This window comes from Pantoea sp. Taur (genome assembly GCF_009830025.1).
GTDB classification, from domain to species: Bacteria; Pseudomonadota; Gammaproteobacteria; order Enterobacterales; family Enterobacteriaceae; genus Pantoea; species Pantoea communis.
Genome location: NZ_SZZZ01000029.1, coordinates 15848 through 34757 on the forward strand (window position 1 = coordinate 15848; position 18910 = coordinate 34757).

Consider the following 18910-nt stretch of genomic DNA (forward strand, 5'->3'; position numbering starts at 1 on the left):
CGTTAATATTTGATTTTGCTCGCGGCTATCAGCCGATAACTTCGCGAATACGCGCTTTATAAGTTTCCAGCTTCTGTGGCGTCATCATGCGACGCTCATCATCCAGCACAACCCCGCCGACATCATCCGCAATACGCTGGGCAGATTGCAGCATCAGCTTGAAGTTTTGGTTCGCATCGCCATACGACGGCACCATCATAAAGATGGAGATACCCGGCGTGCTGAAATCGCCCATGGTGTCGGGATTAAAGGAGCCCGGTTTCACCATGTTCGCCAGACTGAACAACACAGGACCGCTGCCCGCTGGGCTCAGGTGACGATGGAAAATATTCATCTCACCAAACTGGAAGCCCGCTTGCAAAATACCCTGCAATAAGGCTTCACCGTTCAGTTCGCCACCGGCGTGGGCAGCAACATGCAACACCAGTACCGCTTCATTTTTTCTCTGGGTAGAAGCAGCAGACTGTTTTGGTTCATCGTGTGCAACCGGCGCTTCTTCTTCGTATTCGGGCTCTTCAGCGGCCTGGAACTCAGGCGCAGGCTGCGTGGCAGAAAGTGGCTCGTTATCCAGTAAGGGATCGGCCTGAACGGAGTGAGGCTGCGGTTGTGGCTGCGGCTGCGGCTGCGGCGCAGGTTTAACCACCGGCGGTTGTGGCGCAGATGCAGGCTGGCGCACTTCCGGCGCATCATCCAGCAGCGGATCACCCATCAATGGGGTTTCATGACGCGGGAATGGCTGACGCGCAGGTTCAGGCGCACGTGGCGCGCTGACAGGCTTAGTCACAGGTGCGTCGAATTCGGGTTCGACATGCGCGTCACGATTGCGACGGACACGCACTTCGCCGACACCATCATCATCTTCTTCGCTCAGCAGATCTTCATCCGCTTCTTCGCGCTGTTTCAGACGTTTGTGCGGGCGATCGCGAAACACGGAAGAGCGCTCTTTACGGCTGGTCCACAGTCCGTGAAGTAGCAACGCTATTATGGCGATCGCGCCAACAACGATTAATATCAGACGCAAATCCTGCATCATTGTATTCTCTGTTGTTCCAATACCTTGCCACCACGGCAAACTTTATCCTCTAACTGTATTTGCCCAGCTAAACAAGTGCAAGTCTGTGCAGTATTTTCTGACAAATAAGATAGCTGCCCCACGCTTTTTTGCTGATTTTTCGCGCAAAGTGCGCCTGCCACCGACAAAAAGCCAGGTTATGATGTTCGCGCCGCCACATAAAGGAGAAAGGCTCGCTATGCCCGTTGAGAAATCGCCCTCATCATTAAATGGTATTCATTACTTTGCCGAAGGCTGGAGACTGGTACGTCTGCCTGGCATTCGTCGTTACGTCATTATTCCTCTGCTGGTGAACATTTTGCTGCTGGGAGGCGCCTTTATCTGGCTGTTTCAACGGCTCGGAGAGTGGATTCCGGCCTTAATGTCACATATCCCTGATTGGTTGCAGTGGCTCAGTTATTTGCTGTGGCCGCTTTCCGTCATATCGATTGTGCTGGTATTCAGCTACTTCTTCTCCACCATCGCGAACTGGATTGCCGCCCCCTTTTGTGGATTGCTGGCTGAGCAACTGGAAGGTCGCCTCACCGGTCACCCGCTGCCGGATAGCGGTTGGATGGCGATGGTTAAAGATATCCCGCGCATCATGAAGCGCGAATTACAGAAGCTTGGCTACTATTTACCGCGTGCACTGGGACTGCTGCTGCTTTACTTTATCCCCGGTTTTGGACAAACGGTGGCACCGGTATTATGGTTTCTGTTTAGCGCGTGGATGCTGTCGGTGCAGTACTGCGACTATCCGTTTGATAACCACAAAGTGAGTTTTCAGCAGATGCGTAGTGCGTTACGTCAGCATAAAACGGCGAACATGCAATTTGGCGCGCTGGTCAGTTTGTTCACCATGATTCCGATTCTGAATCTGGCTATCATGCCGGTGGCCGTATGTGGCGCGACTGCCATGTGGGTTGATCGCTACCGCCTACAGCATGCACGTCACTAAAGCTTCAAAAAGCCTTATGCATTTTTGCGTAAGGCTTATGGTTGTGGGCTATATAGATATGCGATTTCTTTCCTTCCGCACACCGGAAGAACAGGTATGCTCTGAGGGTTCCCAATATTTCATACAGTTAAGGACGAGCTATGAGTAAGATCTATGAAGACAACTCTCTGACAATTGGTCATACGCCGCTGGTTCGACTGAACCGCATCGGTAATGGACGCATCCTGGCGAAGGTCGAATCGCGTAACCCGAGCTTCAGCGTCAAATGCCGTATCGGTGCCAATATGATTTGGGACGCAGAAAAACGCGGAATCTTAAAGCCGGGCGTTGAACTGGTTGAGCCAACCAGCGGTAACACCGGTATTGCACTGGCTTACGTGGCCGCCGCTCGCGGTTACAAACTCACGCTGACTATGCCAGAGACCATGTCTGTTGAACGTCGCAAGCTGCTGAAAGCACTGGGCGCGAATCTGGTGCTGACTGAAGGCGCAAAAGGCATGAAAGGTGCCATTGCTAAAGCCGAGGAAATCGTTGCCAGCGATCCTGACAAATTTGTGCTGCTGCAGCAGTTCAGCAATCCGGCTAACCCGGAGATCCACGAAAAAACCACCGGCCCGGAGATCTGGGAAGACACCGACGGTGAAGTGGATGTGTTCATTGCGGGCGTAGGCACCGGCGGCACGCTGACAGGTGTGAGCCGTTACATCAAGAACACCAAAGGCAAAAAAGACTTAATCACCGTCGCGGTAGAGCCGACTGACTCTCCGGTCATCGCTCAGGCTATCGCTGGCGAAGAGATCAAACCGGGCCCGCACAAGATTCAAGGCATCGGCGCAGGTTTCATCCCCGGCAACCTTGACCTGAAACTGGTTGATCGGGTTGTCGCCATCACCAACGAAGAAGCCATTAGCACCGCGCGTCAGCTGATGGAAGAAGAAGGCATTCTGGCCGGTATCTCTTCAGGTGCGGCAGTGGCTGCGGCGCTGAAGCTGCAGGAAGATGAGGCATTTGCCAACAAGAATATCGTGGTGATTCTGCCCTCCTCTGGCGAGCGTTATTTAAGTACCGCTTTGTTCGCCGACCTGTTCACTGAAAAAGAGCTGCAACAGTAACCGCCATAGTCTGAAAACGATGAAAAAAGCACCCGAATGGGTGCTTTTTTGTGGCGCAGATCTCACTTTTATCACCAGACAGATTGATTTCAATGACGCGGCTCTGGTATTTAAGCTCCCAATTATTTCGGTGCCTGAAATTAATCTGGCTTTGAAGTGGATCAAGCTGAATGGAATTACTGATTTGGCGAAACGGCGAATCACGGCATACTTAGCAAGGTGACCTTTTCGCACAGTTTTTGATCTGCTGCTGAAAGACGCACATTACTAAGCGCATTTTTTGGTCAGCTTAATGCCACACCAGCGCACCTATACAGGCTAAAGTGACGGCTCCAGGCTAGACTTTAGATCCATAACACCAAACCTGATAAAGTTGGGGAAATAGAATGTTCCAGCAAGAAGTTACCATTACCGCACCTAACGGCCTTCATACCCGTCCTGCAGCTCAGTTCGTGAAAGAAGCTAAGGCTTTCCAGTCAGACATCACTGTGACCTCTAATGGCAAATCTGCCAGCGCGAAAAGCCTGTTCAAACTGCAGACTCTGGGTCTGACTCAGGGTACGGTTGTTACGCTGTCTGCTGAAGGTGAAGATGAGCAGCAAGCGGTTGAGCACCTGGTGAAACTGATGGCTGAGCTGGAGTAATTCCGCTCAGGCAAGCAACTAAACCGACTCCTTTGCCCCATTGAGTGCAAATATCTTGATCGCGGACAACCTGTCCGCGTTCTTGCTTCCTTAGAGTACTGTTCCGCGACAGTGGCAACGCATTGGGTCAATGAGCCATCGTGATTAAAAGGTAGGGTTATGATTTCAGGCATTTTAGCATCACCGGGTATCGCTTTCGGCAAAGCACTTCTGCTGAAGGAAGATGAGATCGTCATCAGCCGTAAAAAAATTACTGACGATCAGGTTGAGCAAGAAGTTCAACGCTTCCTTGATGGACGTGGCAAAGCGGCAGTACAGCTCGAAGCCATCCGTGTCAAAGCCGGTGAAACCCTCGGTGAAGAGAAAGCGGCGATCTTTGAAGGTCACATCATGCTGCTCGAAGACGAAGAGCTTGAGCAGGAAATCATCGACCTGATTAAGAAAGATCACGCAACGGCTGACGCTGCGGCGTACTCTGTCATTGATGGCCAGGCCAAGGCGTTGGAAGAACTCGACGACGAATACCTGAAAGAGCGTGCGGCTGACGTACGTGACATCGGTAAGCGTCTGCTGCAAAACATCCTCGGTCTGCATATTGTCGACCTGGGTGCCATCGCAGAAGAATCTATTCTGGTGGCGAAAGATTTAACGCCGTCAGAAACCGCACAGCTGAACCTGAAGAAGGTGCTGGGCTTTATCACCGATATCGGTGGCCGTACTTCGCATACGTCCATCATGGCGCGTTCTCTGGAGATCCCAGCGATTGTCGGTACCGGTAACGTCACCACGCAAATCAAAAACGGTGATTTCCTGATCCTCGATGGCGTGAATAACAAGATTTACGTTAATCCTACCGATGCTGAACAAGAAGAGCTGAAAGCCATCCAGACTCAGTACCTGTCTGAAAAACACGAACTGGCGAAGCTGAAAGATCTGCCCGCTATCACGCTGGACGGCCATCAGGTGGAAGTGTGCGCCAACATTGGTACCGTGCGCGATGTCGCTGGTGCAGAGCGCAACGGTGCGGAAGGCGTGGGCCTGTATCGTACCGAGTTCCTGTTTATGGACCGCGATTCACTGCCAACTGAAGAAGAGCAATTCCAGGCGTACAAAGCGGTGGCGGAAGCCATGGGCTCTCAGGCCGTTATCGTGCGTACCATGGACATCGGCGGCGATAAAGATCTGCCGTACATGAACCTGCCGAAAGAGGACAACCCGTTCCTCGGCTGGCGTGCGATTCGTATCGCCATGGACCGTAAAGAGATTCTGCATGCACAGCTGCGCGCTATCCTGCGTGCCTCTTCCTTCGGCAAACTGCGCATCATGTTCCCGATGATCATTTCTGTTGAAGAAGTGCGTGCGCTGAAGGCCGAGCTGGAACTGCTGAAAACCCAGCTGCGCGAAGAAGGCAAAGCCTTTGATGAGACCATTGAAGTGGGCATTATGGTGGAAACACCGGCTTCAGCGGTGATTGCGCGTCATCTGGCGAAAGAAGTCGACTTCTTTAGTATTGGGACAAATGACCTGACGCAGTATACTCTGGCGGTCGATCGTGGTAATGATTTGATTTCACACCTCTATAACCCAATGACGCCATCGGTACTCGGCCTCATTAAGCAAGTGATCGACGCATCACATGCCGAAGGGAAATGGACCGGCATGTGTGGTGAGCTGGCTGGTGATGAACGTGCTACACTACTGTTACTGGGAATGGGGCTGGACGAATTCAGCATGAGTGCCATTTCAATCCCGAGCATCAAGAAGATTATTCGTAATACTAATTTCGAAGATGCGAAGGCATTGGCGGAGCAGGCTCTGGCTCAACCCACAGCGGAAGATTTGATGAACCTGGTGAACAAGTTCATTAAAGAAAAAACGCTCTGCTGATCCACGAGACGCTGGCCCCAAATTACTGCTTAGGAGAAGATCATGGGTTTGTTTTCTAAACTTTTTGGCGAAAAATCAGAGAGCGCGTCAGGGACTATTGATATCGTTGCGCCTCTGTCAGGCGAAATCGTGAATATCGAAGACGTACCTGATGTGGTATTTGCTGAGAAAATCGTGGGTGATGGTATCGCCATTAAACCGACTGGCAACAAGATGGTTGCACCGGTTGATGGTACCATTGGCAAGATTTTTGAGACCAACCACGCCTTTTCAATCGAATCTGACAACGGCATCGAGCTGTTCGTCCACTTCGGTATCGATACGGTTGAACTGAAAGGTGAAGGCTTTAAACGCATCGCCGAAGAAGGCCAGAAAGTGAAAAAAGGCGACGTGGTGATCGAGTTTGATCTGCCACTGCTGGAAGAGAAAGCCAAATCCACGCTGACGCCGGTTGTGATTTCGAACATGGACGAAATCAAAGATCTGATCAAACTCTCCGGTCAGGTAACTGTGGGTGAAACCCCGGTTATCCGCATCAAGAAGTAAGCAGCGTCTGGATAGTAAAAACGGCACCCAATGGGTGCCGTTTTTGTTTGTGTTGCTGGCTGGTACTGCAAGGGTGAGGACGAGGTGGGCGGTGGCGTTGGGGATGGTGCGGTGGCGTTAGGGCTAGTGCGGTCGGTCAGGACGACCGGGCAGATCGCAAAGACGGCATAAACCATCCCTGGGCCTCGTCCCTCGCCATCCATGGCGAGGGACGCTTTGCTCCTCTGCCCGGTCGTCCTGCCCTACTCCACATAGTGCGTGCTGCTTTTTACTGCGTTAGATGCACGGCTTAGTGCGAATAGGTTCGTAGTATGAGTCGCAATGCATTGCGCGCTTGCCTGTGCTAACCGGACTGCATGGGCGCGCTGCTATGGATTCACAAGAACGCGGTTAGATTGTGAGCGCTTAAGCCTTCAGTCTTGCTTCCAGCGTGGCAATCGTAACGTTAGCTCTAAGCCACCTTCAGGGCGATTGACCGCCTGTACCTCACCGTGGTGCGCCAGAATCACCTTACGCACGATGGAGAGCCCTAAGCCGTATCCTTTGCCCATCAGTGGCGAATTAACGCGTACGAAGGGATCGAAGATGCTGGAAAGCTTTTCGTCGTCAACGCCCGGGCCCTGATCGCGCACGCGAATCGCCAGCCATTGATTCTCCGCCTGTAGCCTCACGCTGATATGCTGGCCTTTGTGCGAGAAGCGCAACGCATTACGCAGGACGTTCTCTACACCACGGCGAATCAACTCGGCATTGCCGTGCACGGTGTAGTCGGCGTTCTCATCGACCTGAAAGTCGACTTTTACGCCCGGAATCTGTGCCTCATAGCGCACGTCCGTGACCACCGCGTGCAGCAGGCCAGTGAGATCGAAATACTGCTCACCCGGCATACTTTCATGTTCCGCACGCGATAGCGTCAGCAATTCGCCAATCATCTTGTCGAGACGACGCGCTTCTTCATCGATGCGGTTCAGAGAGGATTCCACTGATTCCGGCGTTTGCCGCGCCAGACCGGTCGCCAGTTGCAGGCGCGCCAGCGGTGAACGCAGTTCGTGGGAGATGTCGTGCAGTAATTCCTCACGCGCCTTCACCAGCGTATCCAGGCGCTCCACCATGGCATCAAAGTCTTGTGCCACGCTGGAGAGTTCATCATGACGACGACGCATGACCGGATAGAGTCGCACCGACAAATCGCCGCTGGAGACGCGGGCAAAGCCTTCACGCAGCTGGCGCATTGGGCGCGTCAGGTTCCAGGCCAGTAATAAGCTGAACAGTAATCCTAGCGCCCCGGCAAAGGTGAACATCGGCTCTGGGATGTTGAGGATACGTCGCGGGCCACCGCCACCCATCGAACTATCCTCGCGCAATCCTTTAACGTCGTAACGCAGCTCGTACTCTTTGCCATCCTGCCCTTTCACCCAACGGACGATGATATCCGGGAACGGACCATGGAAGGGTTCACTGAAGGTTTCCGGCGGCGCATTGCCGGGCGTAGCGGCAGGTTTATCATGCTGGATGACTGAGAAGAACTGGCGGTCGTTGGGTTCCCAATCGGCCATCATGTCATCCAGTGAACTCGGTCCGCCGCGCTCCAATACAGAAACTGCGGACGCCATCTGTAAATTCACAATACGACGGATAGCCACAATTTCGGGTGGCTCGTGACGATTACCGGAAAGCGTAAAACCAAGCCACAGCAGCTGGCTGATGATGACAAAGACAATCCAGAAGCCCAGTAAGATCTTCCAGAACATGCGGCCGCGGTAGCTGTGTTTCATCGAATGCGATAACCAATACTGCGCACAGTTTCAATGTTGATGCTGTCGGCGGTGAGCGCGGCCAGCTTCTGGCGGATATTGCTGATGTGCACATCCACGCTGCGATCGTAAGCTTCACGCGGACGACCGAGCCCTTTTTCTGACAATTCGTCCTTCGACACCACGCGATCGGGCGCACGCAGCAGCAGATCCAGCAGGTTGAACTCCGAGGCGGTCAGATCAAAGGCTTTGCCCTGCCATTCGGTGATGCGCGTGGCCGGATTCAGGCTCAGCTCACCCCAGCGCAGCAGTTCTTTTTTGTCCTGAACCGGTGCCTGATCTTCGAAACGACGCAGTACGGCACGCAGACGCGCCACCAGCTCACGCGGGTAGCATGGCTTTGGTACATAATCATCCGCACCCATTTCCAGGCCGATAACGCGATCGATGTTGTCGCCTTTGGCGGTTAACATAATCACCGGCAAACGGCTGTTCTGGCGCACCTGACGCAGCACATCAATACCGCTCATATCCGGCAGCATAATGTCGAGAATCATCGCGGTATAGTTGCCCGACAGCGCCCCTTCAATCCCGGCGGTTCCGGTTAAAACCAGTTGCGTTTCAAAGCCTTCCGCAATCAGGTACTGGCTCAGCATGGTGCCAAGTTCTACATCGTCATCAACAAGCAGAATTTTCATCTTTATCTCTCGTACAAAATTGCCGCTATTTTGGCCTGAGTTGGCAATGAGCGCAGCCGATTTTACTCGATCCTTACAGTGCCAACACCAGAGGATTATCAGGGAGACTATAGACAAAAATGGCCCGGTCGCACCACAACAGCGCGCTCAGGCCAGATAAAATGCGGGGAGAATGGGATCAGTGGAACACACCGGTGGAGAGATAGCGGTCACCGCGATCGCAAACTATCGCCACCACGACGCTGCCCGGATAGGCCGCCGCGATGCGAAGCGCACCGGCCACCGCGCCACCGGAACTGACACCGCAGAAAATCCCTTCACGTTGCGCTAACGCACGCATGGTTTCCTCGGCTTCCCGCTGTGCCATATCGATGACCTCATCCACTAACTCAGGACGGAAAATCCCCGGCAGATAAGCCTCGGGCCAGCGACGAATACCCGGAATGCTGCTGCCTTCCTGCGGCTGTAAACCAATGACTTTCACCGCTGGCGCAAACTCTTTGAGATAGCGACCGACGCCAGTGATAGTGCCCGTGGTGCCCATACTGGAGACAAAATGCGTCATGCGCCCCTGCGTCTGCTGCCAGATTTCCGGGCCGGTGGTGAGATAGTGGCCGAGTGGATTATCAGGATTGTTAAACTGATCTAACACCCTGCCCTCGCCACGGTCGGCCATCTCTTGCGCCAAATCACGCGCGCCTTCCATACCCTGCTCGCGCGTCACCAGAATCAATTCTGCGCCATAGGCACGCATGGCATCCTGCCGCTCCTGGCTCATGTTATCCGGCATCAGCAGGCGCAATTTGTAGCCTTTCATCGCCGCGATCATCGCCAGAGCGATACCGGTATTCCCACTGGTGGCTTCAATCAGCGTATCGCCGGGTTGAATGTCACCGCGCTGTTCCGCCTGATGAATCATCGACCAGGCCGCACGATCTTTTACCGAACCGGCCGGATTATTGCCTTCCAGCTTTAACCAGATTTCACTGCCGTTATCGGGCGTCAGGCGTTGCAGCCTGATCAACGGCGTATTACCGATGGTATTTTCCAGTGTGGTCACGGTTTGATTCCAGACAGAAGAGAGGCAAATAAATCGGGCGGGAAAGTCCCGCCCGAAGGAGTGTCAAAAATATCAGGCGCTTTCGGCAAAGGCAACCGGACGCAGCGGCGTCGTGCCGTTGTACAGTCGAGCCTGCTGCAGGCCAACAAACAGGCGTTCACCGCGAATCGGAGCAGTGTGATCGCCGTCATAGACCACGGAGAAGACCTCACCCTGCCAGCCGCTTGGCTGCACCACTAATTGCCAGAAGTGGCCACGTGGACTGATCTCCAGCACTTGCACCGGCAACGGGGTTTCGAGGCTGCTCTGACGTGAGATATCGACTTCCCACGGACGCAGGAACAGCTCAACTTCGCCCTGATGCGCGGGCGTATAGCCCAGCGGCCAGCGATGCGCCCCCACATGGAACTGTGAACCGTGTACCTCACCGTCGAAGCGATTCACTTCGCCGAGGAACTCCAGCACAAAGCGGGTGGCCGGTTCCTGCCAGACTTCATCCGGCGTGCCGACCTGTTCGATATTGCCCTGACTCATCACCACCACGCTGTCTGCGACTTCCATCGCCTCTTCCTGGTCATGCGTCACAAACACGCTGGTGAATTTCAACTCTTCATGCAACTGACGCAGCCAGCGACGCAACTCTTTACGCACCTGTGCATCCAGCGCGCCGAAAGGTTCATCGAGCAACAGAATTTGCGGTTCCACTGCCAGCGCGCGCGCTAAGGCCACGCGCTGCTTCTGTCCACCGGACAGCTGCGCCGGGAAACGATTGGCAAGATGCGCCAGCTGCACCATTTCCAGCAGGCGCGTCACACGCTGTTTGATTTCAGCGGCGGATGGGCGTTCACGACGCGGCAGTACGGTCAAACCAAAGGCGATGTTGTCGAACACCGTCATGTGGCGGAACAGCGCATAGTGCTGGAACACGAAGCCAACCTGGCGATCGCGCGCGTGAATGCGGCTGACATCTTTGCCGTGGAAATGAATCTGTCCGCTGTTCTGATGCTCCAGACCCGCGATGATGCGCAGCAGCGTGGTTTTGCCCGAGCCCGACGGCCCCAGCAGCGCCACCATTTTGCCGGTAGGAATATCCAGAGAGATATCGTTTAGCACCGGCGTACGGCCGAACGCTTTGTTAATGTGTTTAATCTCAATGCTCATGATTTTCCTCCTGTTGGCGCTTCTGCTGATGCTCTAATCGCCACTGCACCACGCTTTTCAGAAACAGCGTCAAAATGGCCATCAGGGTTAACAACGCAGCCGCGGTAAAGGCGCCAACCGTGTTGTAATCCTGATGCAGTAATTCAACCTGAAGCGGTAAGGTATAGGTCTCACCGCGAATCGATCCCGAAACCACCGAGACCGCACCAAACTCGCCAATGGCACGGGCATTGGTAAGCACCACGCCGTACATCAGCGCCCAGCGAATGTTCGGCAGCGTCACGCGGCGGAACATCTGCCAGCCCGATGCCCCTAACAGCACCGCGGCTTCATCTTCATTGCTGCCCTGGCTCAACATCACCGGCACCAGTTCGCGCACCACAAACGGACAGGTCACGAAGATAGTGGCCAGCACCATGCCCGGCCAGGCAAACATAATCTGGATGTTGTGCGCATCGAGCCATCCGCCTGCCGGGCCGTTGATGCCCCAGAACAGCAGATACATCAGCCCCGCCACCACCGGTGACACGGCAAAAGGAATATCAAACAGCGTCAGCAGCAGTTGGCGGCCAGGGAAAGTAAAGCGCGTTACCAGCCATGCCAGCAGCGTACCGAACACCAGATTGACCGGCACGGTAATCAGCGCCACCAGAATCGTCAGCCAGATGGCGTGCAGCATGTCACCATCTTTTAAATTAGAGAGCGAGGCAATAACCCCCTGGCTCAGGGCTTCCCAAAAGATGGAGATCATCGGGACCACCAGCAGCAGGAAAGAGACCAGCGCGCCCACGCCAATCAGCAGCCATTTACCCCAGTTCACCGGCTGACGTTCAGCGTGATTAATCTGCGAAATCTCCGCCATTAGTGGCCTCCTAAGCGACGGCCAAAGCGGCTCTGCAAGGTGTTAATCGCGAACAGCAACAGCAGCGAAGCGGCCATGATGACCGAGGCGATAGCACTGGCCGCCGGATAATCAAACTCTTGCAGGCGAACAAAAATCATCAGCGAGGTGACTTCGGTTTTCCACGCAATGTTACCCGCAATAAAGATAACCGCACCAAACTCACCCAGGCTGCGCGTGAAGGATAACGCCGTGCCCGCTAACAGCGCGGGCGCCACCTCTGGCAGCACCACACGGCGGAAGCTCTGCCACGGTGTCGCACCCAGCGTTTCAGCCGCTTCTTCATATTCCGGGCCTAACTCTTCCAGCACTGGTTGCACGGTGCGCACCACAAACGGGATGCTGGTGAAGGCCATCGCCACCGCAATGCCCAGCCAGGTGTAAGAGACTTTAATGTCGAAATGAGCCAGCCATTGTCCATACCAACCACTCACCGAGAACAGACCGGCCAGCGTCAGACCGGCAACGGCGGTAGGCAATGCAAACGGCAGATCCATCAAGCCATCCAGTAACGCGCGGCCAGGGAAGCGGTAACGCGTCAGAATCCACGCCATTAACATGCCAAAGAACGCATTGAAGATGGACGCCACGCCCGCTGACAACAGCGTGACTTTATACGCCGCAATCAGCTGCGGATTGGTAACCACATCCCAATACTGTGCCAGTGTCATGTTGGACAGTTGCATCAGCAGTGCGCTGATCGGCAACAGCAGGATCAGGCAGGTAAACAGCAGGCTAGTGCCGAGGCTAAGACCGAACCCTGGCAGCACGCGCTTTTGCGCTAAAGCAAACATCAACCGCGCCCCGCTGCCAGTAATTTATCCAGCTCACCGCCGCTGGCAAAATGGGTTTTCATCACGTTATCCCAGCCACCAAAGGCATCCTGCACATTAAACAGCGCGGTCTGCGGGAAGCGGTCTTTCTGTTCCGCCATCAGCTGTGGATTGTTCACGCGATAATAGAAACCGGTAATGATTTTCTGCGCCTCAGGGGAATAGAGGAAGTTCAGATAGGCTTTGGCCGCGTCAGTGGTGCCATTGTGCTCGACGTTTTTGTCGACCCACGCCACCGGAAACTCCGCCAGAATATTGGTCTTAGGCACGATGACTTCGTAGTCATCTTTGCCGTACTGATTGCGGATGTTGTTCACTTCCGATTCGAAGCTGATCAGCACATCCCCTAAACCGCGTTCGGCGAAGGTGGTCGTCGCGCCACGGCCGCCGGTATCAAACACCTCGACGTTTTTCAGGAATTTCGTCATAAAGGCTTCGGTTTTGGCTTTGTCTTTACCATCCGCCTGGTCGGCTGCGCCCCAGGCGGCCAGATAGGTATAACGGCCATTGCCAGAGGTTTTTGGATTCGGGAATACCAGCTTCACGTTGTCTCGTGCCAGATCCGACCAATCATGAATCTGCTTAGGGTTCCCTTTGCGTACCAGAAACGCCATGGTGGAGTAAAACGGTGAGCTGTTGTTCGGCAGACGGGTTTGCCAGTCGGCTGGAATCAGGTTGCCTTTATCATGCAGCACCTGCACATCCGTCACCTGGTTGTAAGTCACCACGTCCGCGCGCAGGCCCTGCAAGATAGCCAGCGCTTGTTTTGATGACCCGGCATGCGATTGTTTAATCGTCAGCTTGTCAGTGGGGTGCGCAGCATTCCACTGCTGCTCAAACGGCGCATTCAGGGCAACAAACAGCTCGCGCGAGACATCATAAGAGCTGTTCAGCAGCTCTGTTGCCTGCGCTGCACCGGCTAACGCCAGTGACAAGGCGATTCCGCTCATCCATTTTTTCGCAATCGGAAGTGTCATGCTGCACCCTGCTCGTCGGCGAAATCGCCAATGCCATTAGATGCTGTCAGTGTATTTATAACTCAGGGCAAACCAGTAACGGTTTTATATATCGTTTGGGGATTTCAAAGTCTAAAAAGGCATAAGACGGCGGGAGAGATTATGCAACAGACGGGATTCGTGGTGAGCGGCACGCAAGGCCGCTCACTGGCGTATTACAGCGCTTGCAGGGCATCCAGCGCAGGCGCAAAGAAGTAGCTGCCCGTTACCGGCTTAGTGAAGCGCAGCATCGCATCCATTTTGCCGTCACGCTCGCCGAACATGCTCAGCAGTTGCTGCTCGATGTTATACAAGCGATTGCAGTACGAGATGAAATACAGGCCATGAGTGCCGCTGGCCGAACCATACGGCAGGCTCTGGCGCAGAATCTTCAGCCCTTTGCCCTCTTCTTTCAAATCAACGCGGCTGAGATGCGAGGTGGCGGGACGTTGATCGCCCGGCAACTCTTCATTATCCACTTTGGTGCGGCCAATAATCGCTTCCTGCTTTTCCACTGCCATACGATTCCACAGTTTGAGATTGTGCTCCCAGCGCTGAGTGAAAACATAGCTGCCACCGGCATCCGGGCCTTCAGCAATAATTGCCACCTGCTGACGCGCCTCGCCTTGCGGGTTTTCCGTGCCATCAACAAAGCCGGAAAGATCGCGCTCTTCCACCCAGCGGAAGCCGTGGGTCTCTTCTTCAATATTCACGGCGTCAGCAAAGGCCGCTAATGCCGCCTGTGCCAGCGAGAAATTCACGTCATGACGCAGAGATTGGATATGGATAAGCAGATCGCGTTGCGTGGCGGGTGCAATGCCTTTGCCCAATGGAGAGAAGGCTTTCAATTCTGGCGCTGAATCCGCACCTTGCAGATCGCGCCACAGCGCATCGCCAAAGGCGATCACCGCGCCCAGTCCGGCATCGGCAAATTTCTGTTGCAGCGCATCGAGTTGTTGCAGGAAGGTTTTGCTCCCCTGGCGGACAGCATCGAGATCGCCCGTAATACGAGCTTCTAGCCAAATGGCGAAACGGCGGTGTTCCAACAGGATCCCGCTCTGGAATTGAGACATTGCACTGCTCTCCGGCATGAAAGTTAGGACGATTTTTCGCCCATATCATACTGGAAAGCCACACAGTGATTGTGCGTTAACGCAATTATTTTTTGCTTAGCGCTGCCAGACGATTTTGCTGATTTTCCAGCTTTTCAAGGTGTCGTCAGCCGGCATCAATCCCTCTGGTCCATGCCCTTCGCCGCTGTAGACATAAGAGATGTGCTGACTGCCCGGTGCGCGACATTCAACATCGCGCGCATCTAATCCGGTAGTGAGTTTGCAGTTGTCGAAGGCTTTGCTGAATTTGGCGCTAAACAGATCGCCAATCTTGCTGCCGTCTGCACTCTTTGCATCGGCATCCATCACTTCAACGCGTTCAACGCTGCTCTGGCCGTTGATCACCAGTTTCACTTTGCCATCTTCCAGCGCCTGCCAGAAATCAACCACCTGACCATTCTGCGTGCGCATGCCCTGACGCAGCTGATAATCATTGTTCAACGCTTTACCTATCGCCGCTTCTGACATCGAGGTGGTGCTGCTTAAGCCTGCCACGCCTTGTTCGGTCACGGTTAACGAGCCGCCAAACCAGTTCATTGGATTGAGTGCCGACCAGTGATAACTCAGCGGATTATACCAATGGCTTTCGCTCGCGCTGGAGGCGGTAGAGGAACCTGAACTGGCGCAACCTGCCAGCATCATGGCGCTAACCAGCAGTGCGGGACGAACAACTTTCATGAATGCTCCTTGATCTCTTGTGCCGATTGGCGTGCCTGTTGGAGTCGCAAACCGGCAAAAAGTTTATTCGATGTGATGTTCCGGCAGAAAACAGTCGCGCAAGCGCTGATGGGTTTGCAGCCAGACCAGCGCCAGCAGGTCAAACAGGGTTAACAACAGCGGCAGCGGGGAATCAGGAAAAGCGCCTTGCCAAAGACCGTAGCCCTGCGACAGCAGGCTGATCAACAACGACACACTTAGCACATGTCGCCAGGTCTGCCACAGTCGCGGCCAGCGTTGACGATAGCCGGTCAACAGTAAGCCCATCGCCGCCGGAATGCCCAGCGCCAATCCAATCCAAAAGCTCTGACGATCGGGATAGAACAGCGCCAGCAGATCGTTACCCTGCTGACGGGACGCGCCCGCCATCACCAGTAACAGCCAGGTGCGCGCCTGCAATAACAGAATCAGCCAGAAAAGAAACGGCAGCCGTAGCTGCCCTTTTGCATCGTATTCGTCTGGCAAATATTTCAGCCCCATCATCGGCGGCTTAATATTCGCGGTCTTCGATTAAACGTTTACCCAGCAACACCGAATCCACCGGCTCGTAATCGAGTTTCTCGTAGAAGGCGAGAACCTGATCATTCTCTTCGCGCACCATCAGATTGATCTTCGGACAGCCACGCGCGATTAACTTTTTCTCCAGGCGATTCATCAGCGCATTAGCAAATCCGCGCCCCTGATAATCGGGATGCACCGCCAGATAGTAGACCGATCCGCGATGGCCATCGTAACCGCCCATCACCGTGCCGACCACTTCGCCGCCGACTTCCGCCACCAGAAAAAGCTCCGGATCGTGGTTCATTTTACGTTCGATATCCAGTTCCGGATCGTTCCACGGACGTAACAGATCGCAACGCTCCCAGAGCGTAATCACTTCTTCAAAATCTTCCTGGCGGAATGAGCGGATTTCCATCGGCGTTACCCTGCTATTAAGCACAATTCGCTGATTATCACGCATTCTTTGCCAGGCGCAACCCTCCCGCCGCGCAACGGTGGAAAAAAACGGCTAAATTGCTGTTAGTAACGTGTAATACAAAGTAATGCGCTGAAATGCTTGTGAAGTCGCCGCAAGGCAGTTGTTACGATATAACACTGGGCAGGATTTTCTGTCAGGGACCCCATTATGAGTAAAATTTCACTGCTGAAGCGGCTGACCAATCGCCGCCAGTTGATTCTCTCTGGCCTGGCGCTGGCGGTGCTGTCACCGCGCGCGGTGATGGCGAAAGAAGAAAACGCCGATTTGCGCGTCAGCAAAGGTCACACCCCGCCGAAACCGGCGACTAACGGTAAACGCATCGTGATGATCGATCCCGGTCACGGCGGCATTGATTCGGGCGCGGTGGGCGAAGAAGGTTCAGAAGAGAAGCACATCGTGCTGGCAATCGCCAACACCGTGCGTACGCTTTTGCAAAATCACCCTAAAGTGGAAGTGCGACTGACGCGTGAAAGCGATCACTTTATTCCGCTGTATCAACGCGTGGAAATCGCGCATCAGCACGGCGCCAATCTTTTTATGTCGATCCACGCCGACGGCTACACCAGCCCGGATGCCAACGGCGCGTCAGTATTCGCACTGTCGAACCGCGGTGCCAGTAGCGCCATGGCGCGCTACATGTCACAGCGCGAAAACGATGCCGATAAGGTCGGTGGCGCGGCCGTGCAGGAGAAAGATAACTACCTGAACCAGATTCTGTTCGATCTGGTGCAAACGGACACTATCCGCAATAGTCTGACGCTGGGCAAACACGTCCTGGATCAGATTCGCCCGGTGCATCATCTGCACAGCCAGCACACCGAGCAGGCAGCCTTTGCGGTGTTGAAATCGCCTTCAATCCCGTCGGTGCTGGTCGAAACCTCATTCATTACCAATCCGCGAGAAGAGCAGTTGTTGGGCACCACCGCCTTCCGCCAGAAGATCGCCAGCGCGATTGCCGACGGTATCGTCAATTACTTCAACGAGTACGATCGTCGCCAGGCGTAGCTCTGTCCTGTGATAGAATCGCGGCAAATTTCCGGAACGAGTGACTCATGAGCAATCCCGATATTTCCCGCGTCAAAGCGTTTTTATTGACGCTACAGGATGAAATTTGCGCCCAGCTGGCCGCTGCCGATGGTACAGCGACCTTCGCCGAAGATGACTGGCAGCGCCCAGGCGGCGGCGGCGGACGCAGCCGCGTTCTGCGCAACGGCGCGGTGTTTGAGCAGGCAGGCGTAAATTTTTCCCACGTGCACGGCGATCAGATGCCCGCCTCTGCCACCGCACATCGCCCTGAACTGGCCGGCCGCAGTTTTGAAGCCATGGGCGTGTCACTCGTCGTCCACCCGGAAAATCCGTACATCCCCACCAGTCACGCCAACGTGCGTTTCTTCATTGCTGAGAAGCCGGGTGCCGATCCAGTATGGTGGTTCGGCGGCGGTTTCGATCTCACGCCCTATTACGGTTTCGAAGAGGATGCGCTGCACTGGCATCAAACCGCGTTTGACCTGTGCCAGCCGTTTGGCGAAGACGTCTATCCGCGCTACAAAAAATGGTGTGATGACTATTTTCACCTCAAACATCGTAATGAACAGCGCGGCATCGGCGGGTTGTTTTACGATGACCTGAACACGCCAGACTTTGATCACTGCTTCGATTTTATGCAGGCGGTGGGCAAAGGTTATCTGGATGCCTATTTACCGATTGTCGCGAAGCGCAAGGCGCTGCCATGGGGCGATCGCGAACGTCAGTTCCAGCTCTATCGTCGCGGGCGTTATGTCGAATTCAATCTGGTGTGGGATCGCGGCACGCTGTTCGGCCTGCAAACCGGCGGCCGCACCGAATCGATTTTGATGTCGATGCCGCCATTGGTGCGCTGGGAATATGATTATCAAACCGAAGCTGGCACGCCAGAAGCGGCACTCTACAGCGATTTCTTGCCGGTGAAGGATTGGCTGGGATTGGGTGAATAACCTTTTTTAATACAAGCAGGTGTTAATGCTGGTTGGTGGATCGTAAGGCAATGCCGCCTGGACTGCGGATAATGCTGCCCTTAGCTGCTTGTAGGATCTGAATTTAACACTGTTTGAAGCTGCGTATTGGATCTGGTGATAACGCTGGCTGGAGCTGCGTATTGGATCTGGTGATAACGCTGGCTGGAGCTGCGTATTGGATCTGGTGATAACGCTGGCTGGAGCCGCTTGGGGGCTGGCGGTCCTCGCGCCGCTGACGCGGTACCTTCACGCCGTTCGTCTGCCTTACGGAACGGCGGGGATGGCACATCCATGTGCCGCCCCGCCTTACGCCCGCGTCCTTGTATCTTGAATCCTGCAGTAGGTGATGGTTAGCTACCTTCACCTGAAACAGGGTGAATATGACGCGTCCATTAAGGTAAGACCTTGTCCCGCAGCTTAGCTCCCCTGTTTCACCTTTCACGCCAGCATTAACTTTGAACGGTTGCCAGGAGCTCAGACTCCGTATGCACAAGGAAAACGGGCGTGA

General features: G+C 54.5%; 19 protein-coding genes. 7 read left to right on the plus strand and 12 right to left on the minus strand.

Annotation, left to right across the window (positions count from 1 at the left end; translation table 11 throughout):
• Positions 1 to 28: 28 nt before the first annotated feature.
• Positions 29 to 1033, minus strand: a complete 1005-nt coding sequence (gene zipA, locus FD744_RS23620) for a cell division protein ZipA (protein ID WP_160869736.1) — start codon at positions 1031 to 1033, stop codon at positions 29 to 31.
• Between the two features lie 217 nt (positions 1034 to 1250).
• Here zipA and cysZ point away from each other — a divergent pair, with 217 nt between their 5' ends.
• The 5 genes from cysZ to crr all read left to right on the plus strand — a co-directional run bounded on the left by cysZ (position 1251) and on the right by crr (position 6198).
• Positions 1251 to 2009 (plus strand): sulfate transporter CysZ, encoded by a 759-nt coding sequence (gene cysZ, locus FD744_RS23625; protein WP_058959067.1) that lies wholly within the window; start codon positions 1251 to 1253, stop codon positions 2007 to 2009.
• Positions 2010 to 2149: 140 nt separating this feature from the next.
• Positions 2150 to 3121: a cysteine synthase A gene (gene cysK / locus FD744_RS23630; RefSeq protein WP_034825880.1), complete on the plus strand. Its 972-nt coding sequence runs from the start codon at positions 2150 to 2152 to the stop codon at positions 3119 to 3121.
• Between the two features lie 386 nt (positions 3122 to 3507).
• Positions 3508 to 3765 (plus strand): phosphocarrier protein Hpr, encoded by a 258-nt coding sequence (gene ptsH, locus FD744_RS23640; RefSeq protein WP_034825876.1) that lies wholly within the window; start codon positions 3508 to 3510, stop codon positions 3763 to 3765.
• 159 nt (positions 3766 to 3924) lie between these two features.
• Positions 3925 to 5652: a phosphoenolpyruvate-protein phosphotransferase PtsI gene (ptsI, locus tag FD744_RS23645; RefSeq protein WP_034825874.1), complete on the plus strand. Its 1728-nt coding sequence runs from the start codon at positions 3925 to 3927 to the stop codon at positions 5650 to 5652.
• A gap of 42 nt (positions 5653 to 5694) precedes the next feature.
• Entirely contained in the window at positions 5695 to 6198 is a 504-nt protein-coding gene (gene crr / locus FD744_RS23650; RefSeq protein WP_034825872.1) for a PTS glucose transporter subunit IIA, read from the plus strand.
• 413 nt (positions 6199 to 6611) lie between these two features.
• Here crr and FD744_RS23655 read toward each other — a convergent pair whose 3' ends face one another.
• The 11 genes from FD744_RS23655 to FD744_RS23705 form a co-directional block, all read right to left on the minus strand.
• Positions 6612 to 7973: an ATP-binding protein gene (locus FD744_RS23655; protein WP_097118557.1), complete on the minus strand. Its 1362-nt coding sequence runs from the start codon at positions 7971 to 7973 to the stop codon at positions 6612 to 6614.
• Positions 7970 to 8650, minus strand: coding sequence for a response regulator transcription factor (locus FD744_RS23660; protein ID WP_034825869.1), 681 nt, complete (start codon positions 8648 to 8650; stop codon positions 7970 to 7972). The genes FD744_RS23655 and FD744_RS23660 overlap by 4 nt, the downstream gene beginning before the upstream one ends.
• A gap of 178 nt (positions 8651 to 8828) precedes the next feature.
• Positions 8829 to 9710, minus strand: a complete 882-nt coding sequence (gene cysM, locus FD744_RS23665) for a cysteine synthase CysM (RefSeq protein ID WP_160869740.1) — start codon at positions 9708 to 9710, stop codon at positions 8829 to 8831.
• Positions 9711 to 9782: 72 nt separating this feature from the next.
• Complete coding sequence (gene cysA / locus FD744_RS23670; protein WP_160869742.1) at positions 9783 to 10871, minus strand: sulfate/thiosulfate ABC transporter ATP-binding protein CysA; 1089 nt, start codon at positions 10869 to 10871, stop codon at positions 9783 to 9785.
• Complete coding sequence (cysW, locus tag FD744_RS23675; protein WP_160869744.1) at positions 10861 to 11733, minus strand: sulfate/thiosulfate ABC transporter permease CysW; 873 nt, start codon at positions 11731 to 11733, stop codon at positions 10861 to 10863. Before cysW ends, cysA begins: the two co-directional genes overlap by 11 nt.
• Positions 11733 to 12566: a sulfate/thiosulfate ABC transporter permease CysT gene (gene cysT / locus FD744_RS23680; RefSeq protein ID WP_034825859.1), complete on the minus strand. Its 834-nt coding sequence runs from the start codon at positions 12564 to 12566 to the stop codon at positions 11733 to 11735. The genes cysW and cysT overlap by 1 nt, the downstream gene beginning before the upstream one ends.
• A complete protein-coding gene (locus tag FD744_RS23685; protein ID WP_160869746.1) occupies positions 12566 to 13582 on the minus strand; it encodes a sulfate ABC transporter substrate-binding protein in 1017 nt (338 codons plus the stop codon). Before FD744_RS23685 ends, cysT begins: the two co-directional genes overlap by 1 nt.
• Before the next feature lie 194 nt (positions 13583 to 13776).
• The gene (locus FD744_RS23690; RefSeq protein WP_160869748.1) at positions 13777 to 14673 is read right to left on the minus strand and encodes a Dyp-type peroxidase; all 897 of its coding nucleotides are present in this window, start codon (positions 14671 to 14673) and stop codon (positions 13777 to 13779) included.
• Positions 14674 to 14769: 96 nt separating this feature from the next.
• Complete coding sequence (locus FD744_RS23695; RefSeq protein WP_160869750.1) at positions 14770 to 15390, minus strand: RpoE-regulated lipoprotein; 621 nt, start codon at positions 15388 to 15390, stop codon at positions 14770 to 14772.
• Positions 15391 to 15453: 63 nt separating this feature from the next.
• Complete coding sequence (locus tag FD744_RS23700) at positions 15454 to 15912, minus strand: DUF2919 domain-containing protein (RefSeq protein ID WP_155287996.1); 459 nt, start codon at positions 15910 to 15912, stop codon at positions 15454 to 15456.
• A gap of 7 nt (positions 15913 to 15919) precedes the next feature.
• Entirely contained in the window at positions 15920 to 16345 is a 426-nt protein-coding gene (locus tag FD744_RS23705) for a GNAT family acetyltransferase (RefSeq protein WP_034825851.1), read from the minus strand.
• Between the two features lie 210 nt (positions 16346 to 16555).
• On the opposite strand from FD744_RS23705, the gene amiA reads away from it, so the two are divergent.
• Together amiA and hemF are read left to right on the plus strand one after the other, a co-directional pair.
• Entirely contained in the window at positions 16556 to 17413 is an 858-nt protein-coding gene (gene amiA / locus FD744_RS23710) for an N-acetylmuramoyl-L-alanine amidase AmiA (RefSeq protein WP_160869752.1), read from the plus strand.
• Positions 17414 to 17460: 47 nt separating this feature from the next.
• Entirely contained in the window at positions 17461 to 18381 is a 921-nt protein-coding gene (gene hemF / locus FD744_RS23715) for an oxygen-dependent coproporphyrinogen oxidase (RefSeq protein WP_097118566.1), read from the plus strand.
• The last annotated feature ends 529 nt before the right edge of the window (positions 18382 to 18910 follow it).

Coding starts and splice junctions, on each gene's coding strand:
- cysT (WP_034825859.1), bottom strand. CDS start 12,566: ATGTTTGCTTTAGCGCAAAAGCGCGTGCTGCCAGGGTTCGGTCTTAGC.
- FD744_RS23660 (WP_034825869.1), bottom strand. CDS start 8,650: ATGAAAATTCTGCTTGTTGATGACGATGTAGAACTTGGCACCATGCTG.
- zipA (WP_160869736.1), bottom strand. CDS start 1,033: ATGATGCAGGATTTGCGTCTGATATTAATCGTTGTTGGCGCGATCGCC.
- FD744_RS23690 (WP_160869748.1), bottom strand. CDS start 14,673: ATGTCTCAATTCCAGAGCGGGATCCTGTTGGAACACCGCCGTTTCGCC.
- FD744_RS23685 (WP_160869746.1), bottom strand. CDS start 13,582: ATGACACTTCCGATTGCGAAAAAATGGATGAGCGGAATCGCCTTGTCA.
- FD744_RS23655 (WP_097118557.1), bottom strand. CDS start 7,973: ATGAAACACAGCTACCGCGGCCGCATGTTCTGGAAGATCTTACTGGGC.
- FD744_RS23705 (WP_034825851.1), bottom strand. CDS start 16,345: ATGGAAATCCGCTCATTCCGCCAGGAAGATTTTGAAGAAGTGATTACG.
- cysK (WP_034825880.1), top strand. CDS start 2,150: ATGAGTAAGATCTATGAAGACAACTCTCTGACAATTGGTCATACGCCG.
- hemF (WP_097118566.1), top strand. CDS start 17,461: ATGAGCAATCCCGATATTTCCCGCGTCAAAGCGTTTTTATTGACGCTA.
- cysZ (WP_058959067.1), top strand. CDS start 1,251: ATGCCCGTTGAGAAATCGCCCTCATCATTAAATGGTATTCATTACTTT.
- cysA (WP_160869742.1), bottom strand. CDS start 10,871: ATGAGCATTGAGATTAAACACATTAACAAAGCGTTCGGCCGTACGCCG.
- FD744_RS23695 (WP_160869750.1), bottom strand. CDS start 15,390: ATGAAAGTTGTTCGTCCCGCACTGCTGGTTAGCGCCATGATGCTGGCA.
- crr (WP_034825872.1), top strand. CDS start 5,695: ATGGGTTTGTTTTCTAAACTTTTTGGCGAAAAATCAGAGAGCGCGTCA.
- amiA (WP_160869752.1), top strand. CDS start 16,556: ATGAGTAAAATTTCACTGCTGAAGCGGCTGACCAATCGCCGCCAGTTG.
- ptsI (WP_034825874.1), top strand. CDS start 3,925: ATGATTTCAGGCATTTTAGCATCACCGGGTATCGCTTTCGGCAAAGCA.
- ptsH (WP_034825876.1), top strand. CDS start 3,508: ATGTTCCAGCAAGAAGTTACCATTACCGCACCTAACGGCCTTCATACC.
- cysW (WP_160869744.1), bottom strand. CDS start 11,733: ATGGCGGAGATTTCGCAGATTAATCACGCTGAACGTCAGCCGGTGAAC.
- FD744_RS23700 (WP_155287996.1), bottom strand. CDS start 15,912: ATGATGGGGCTGAAATATTTGCCAGACGAATACGATGCAAAAGGGCAG.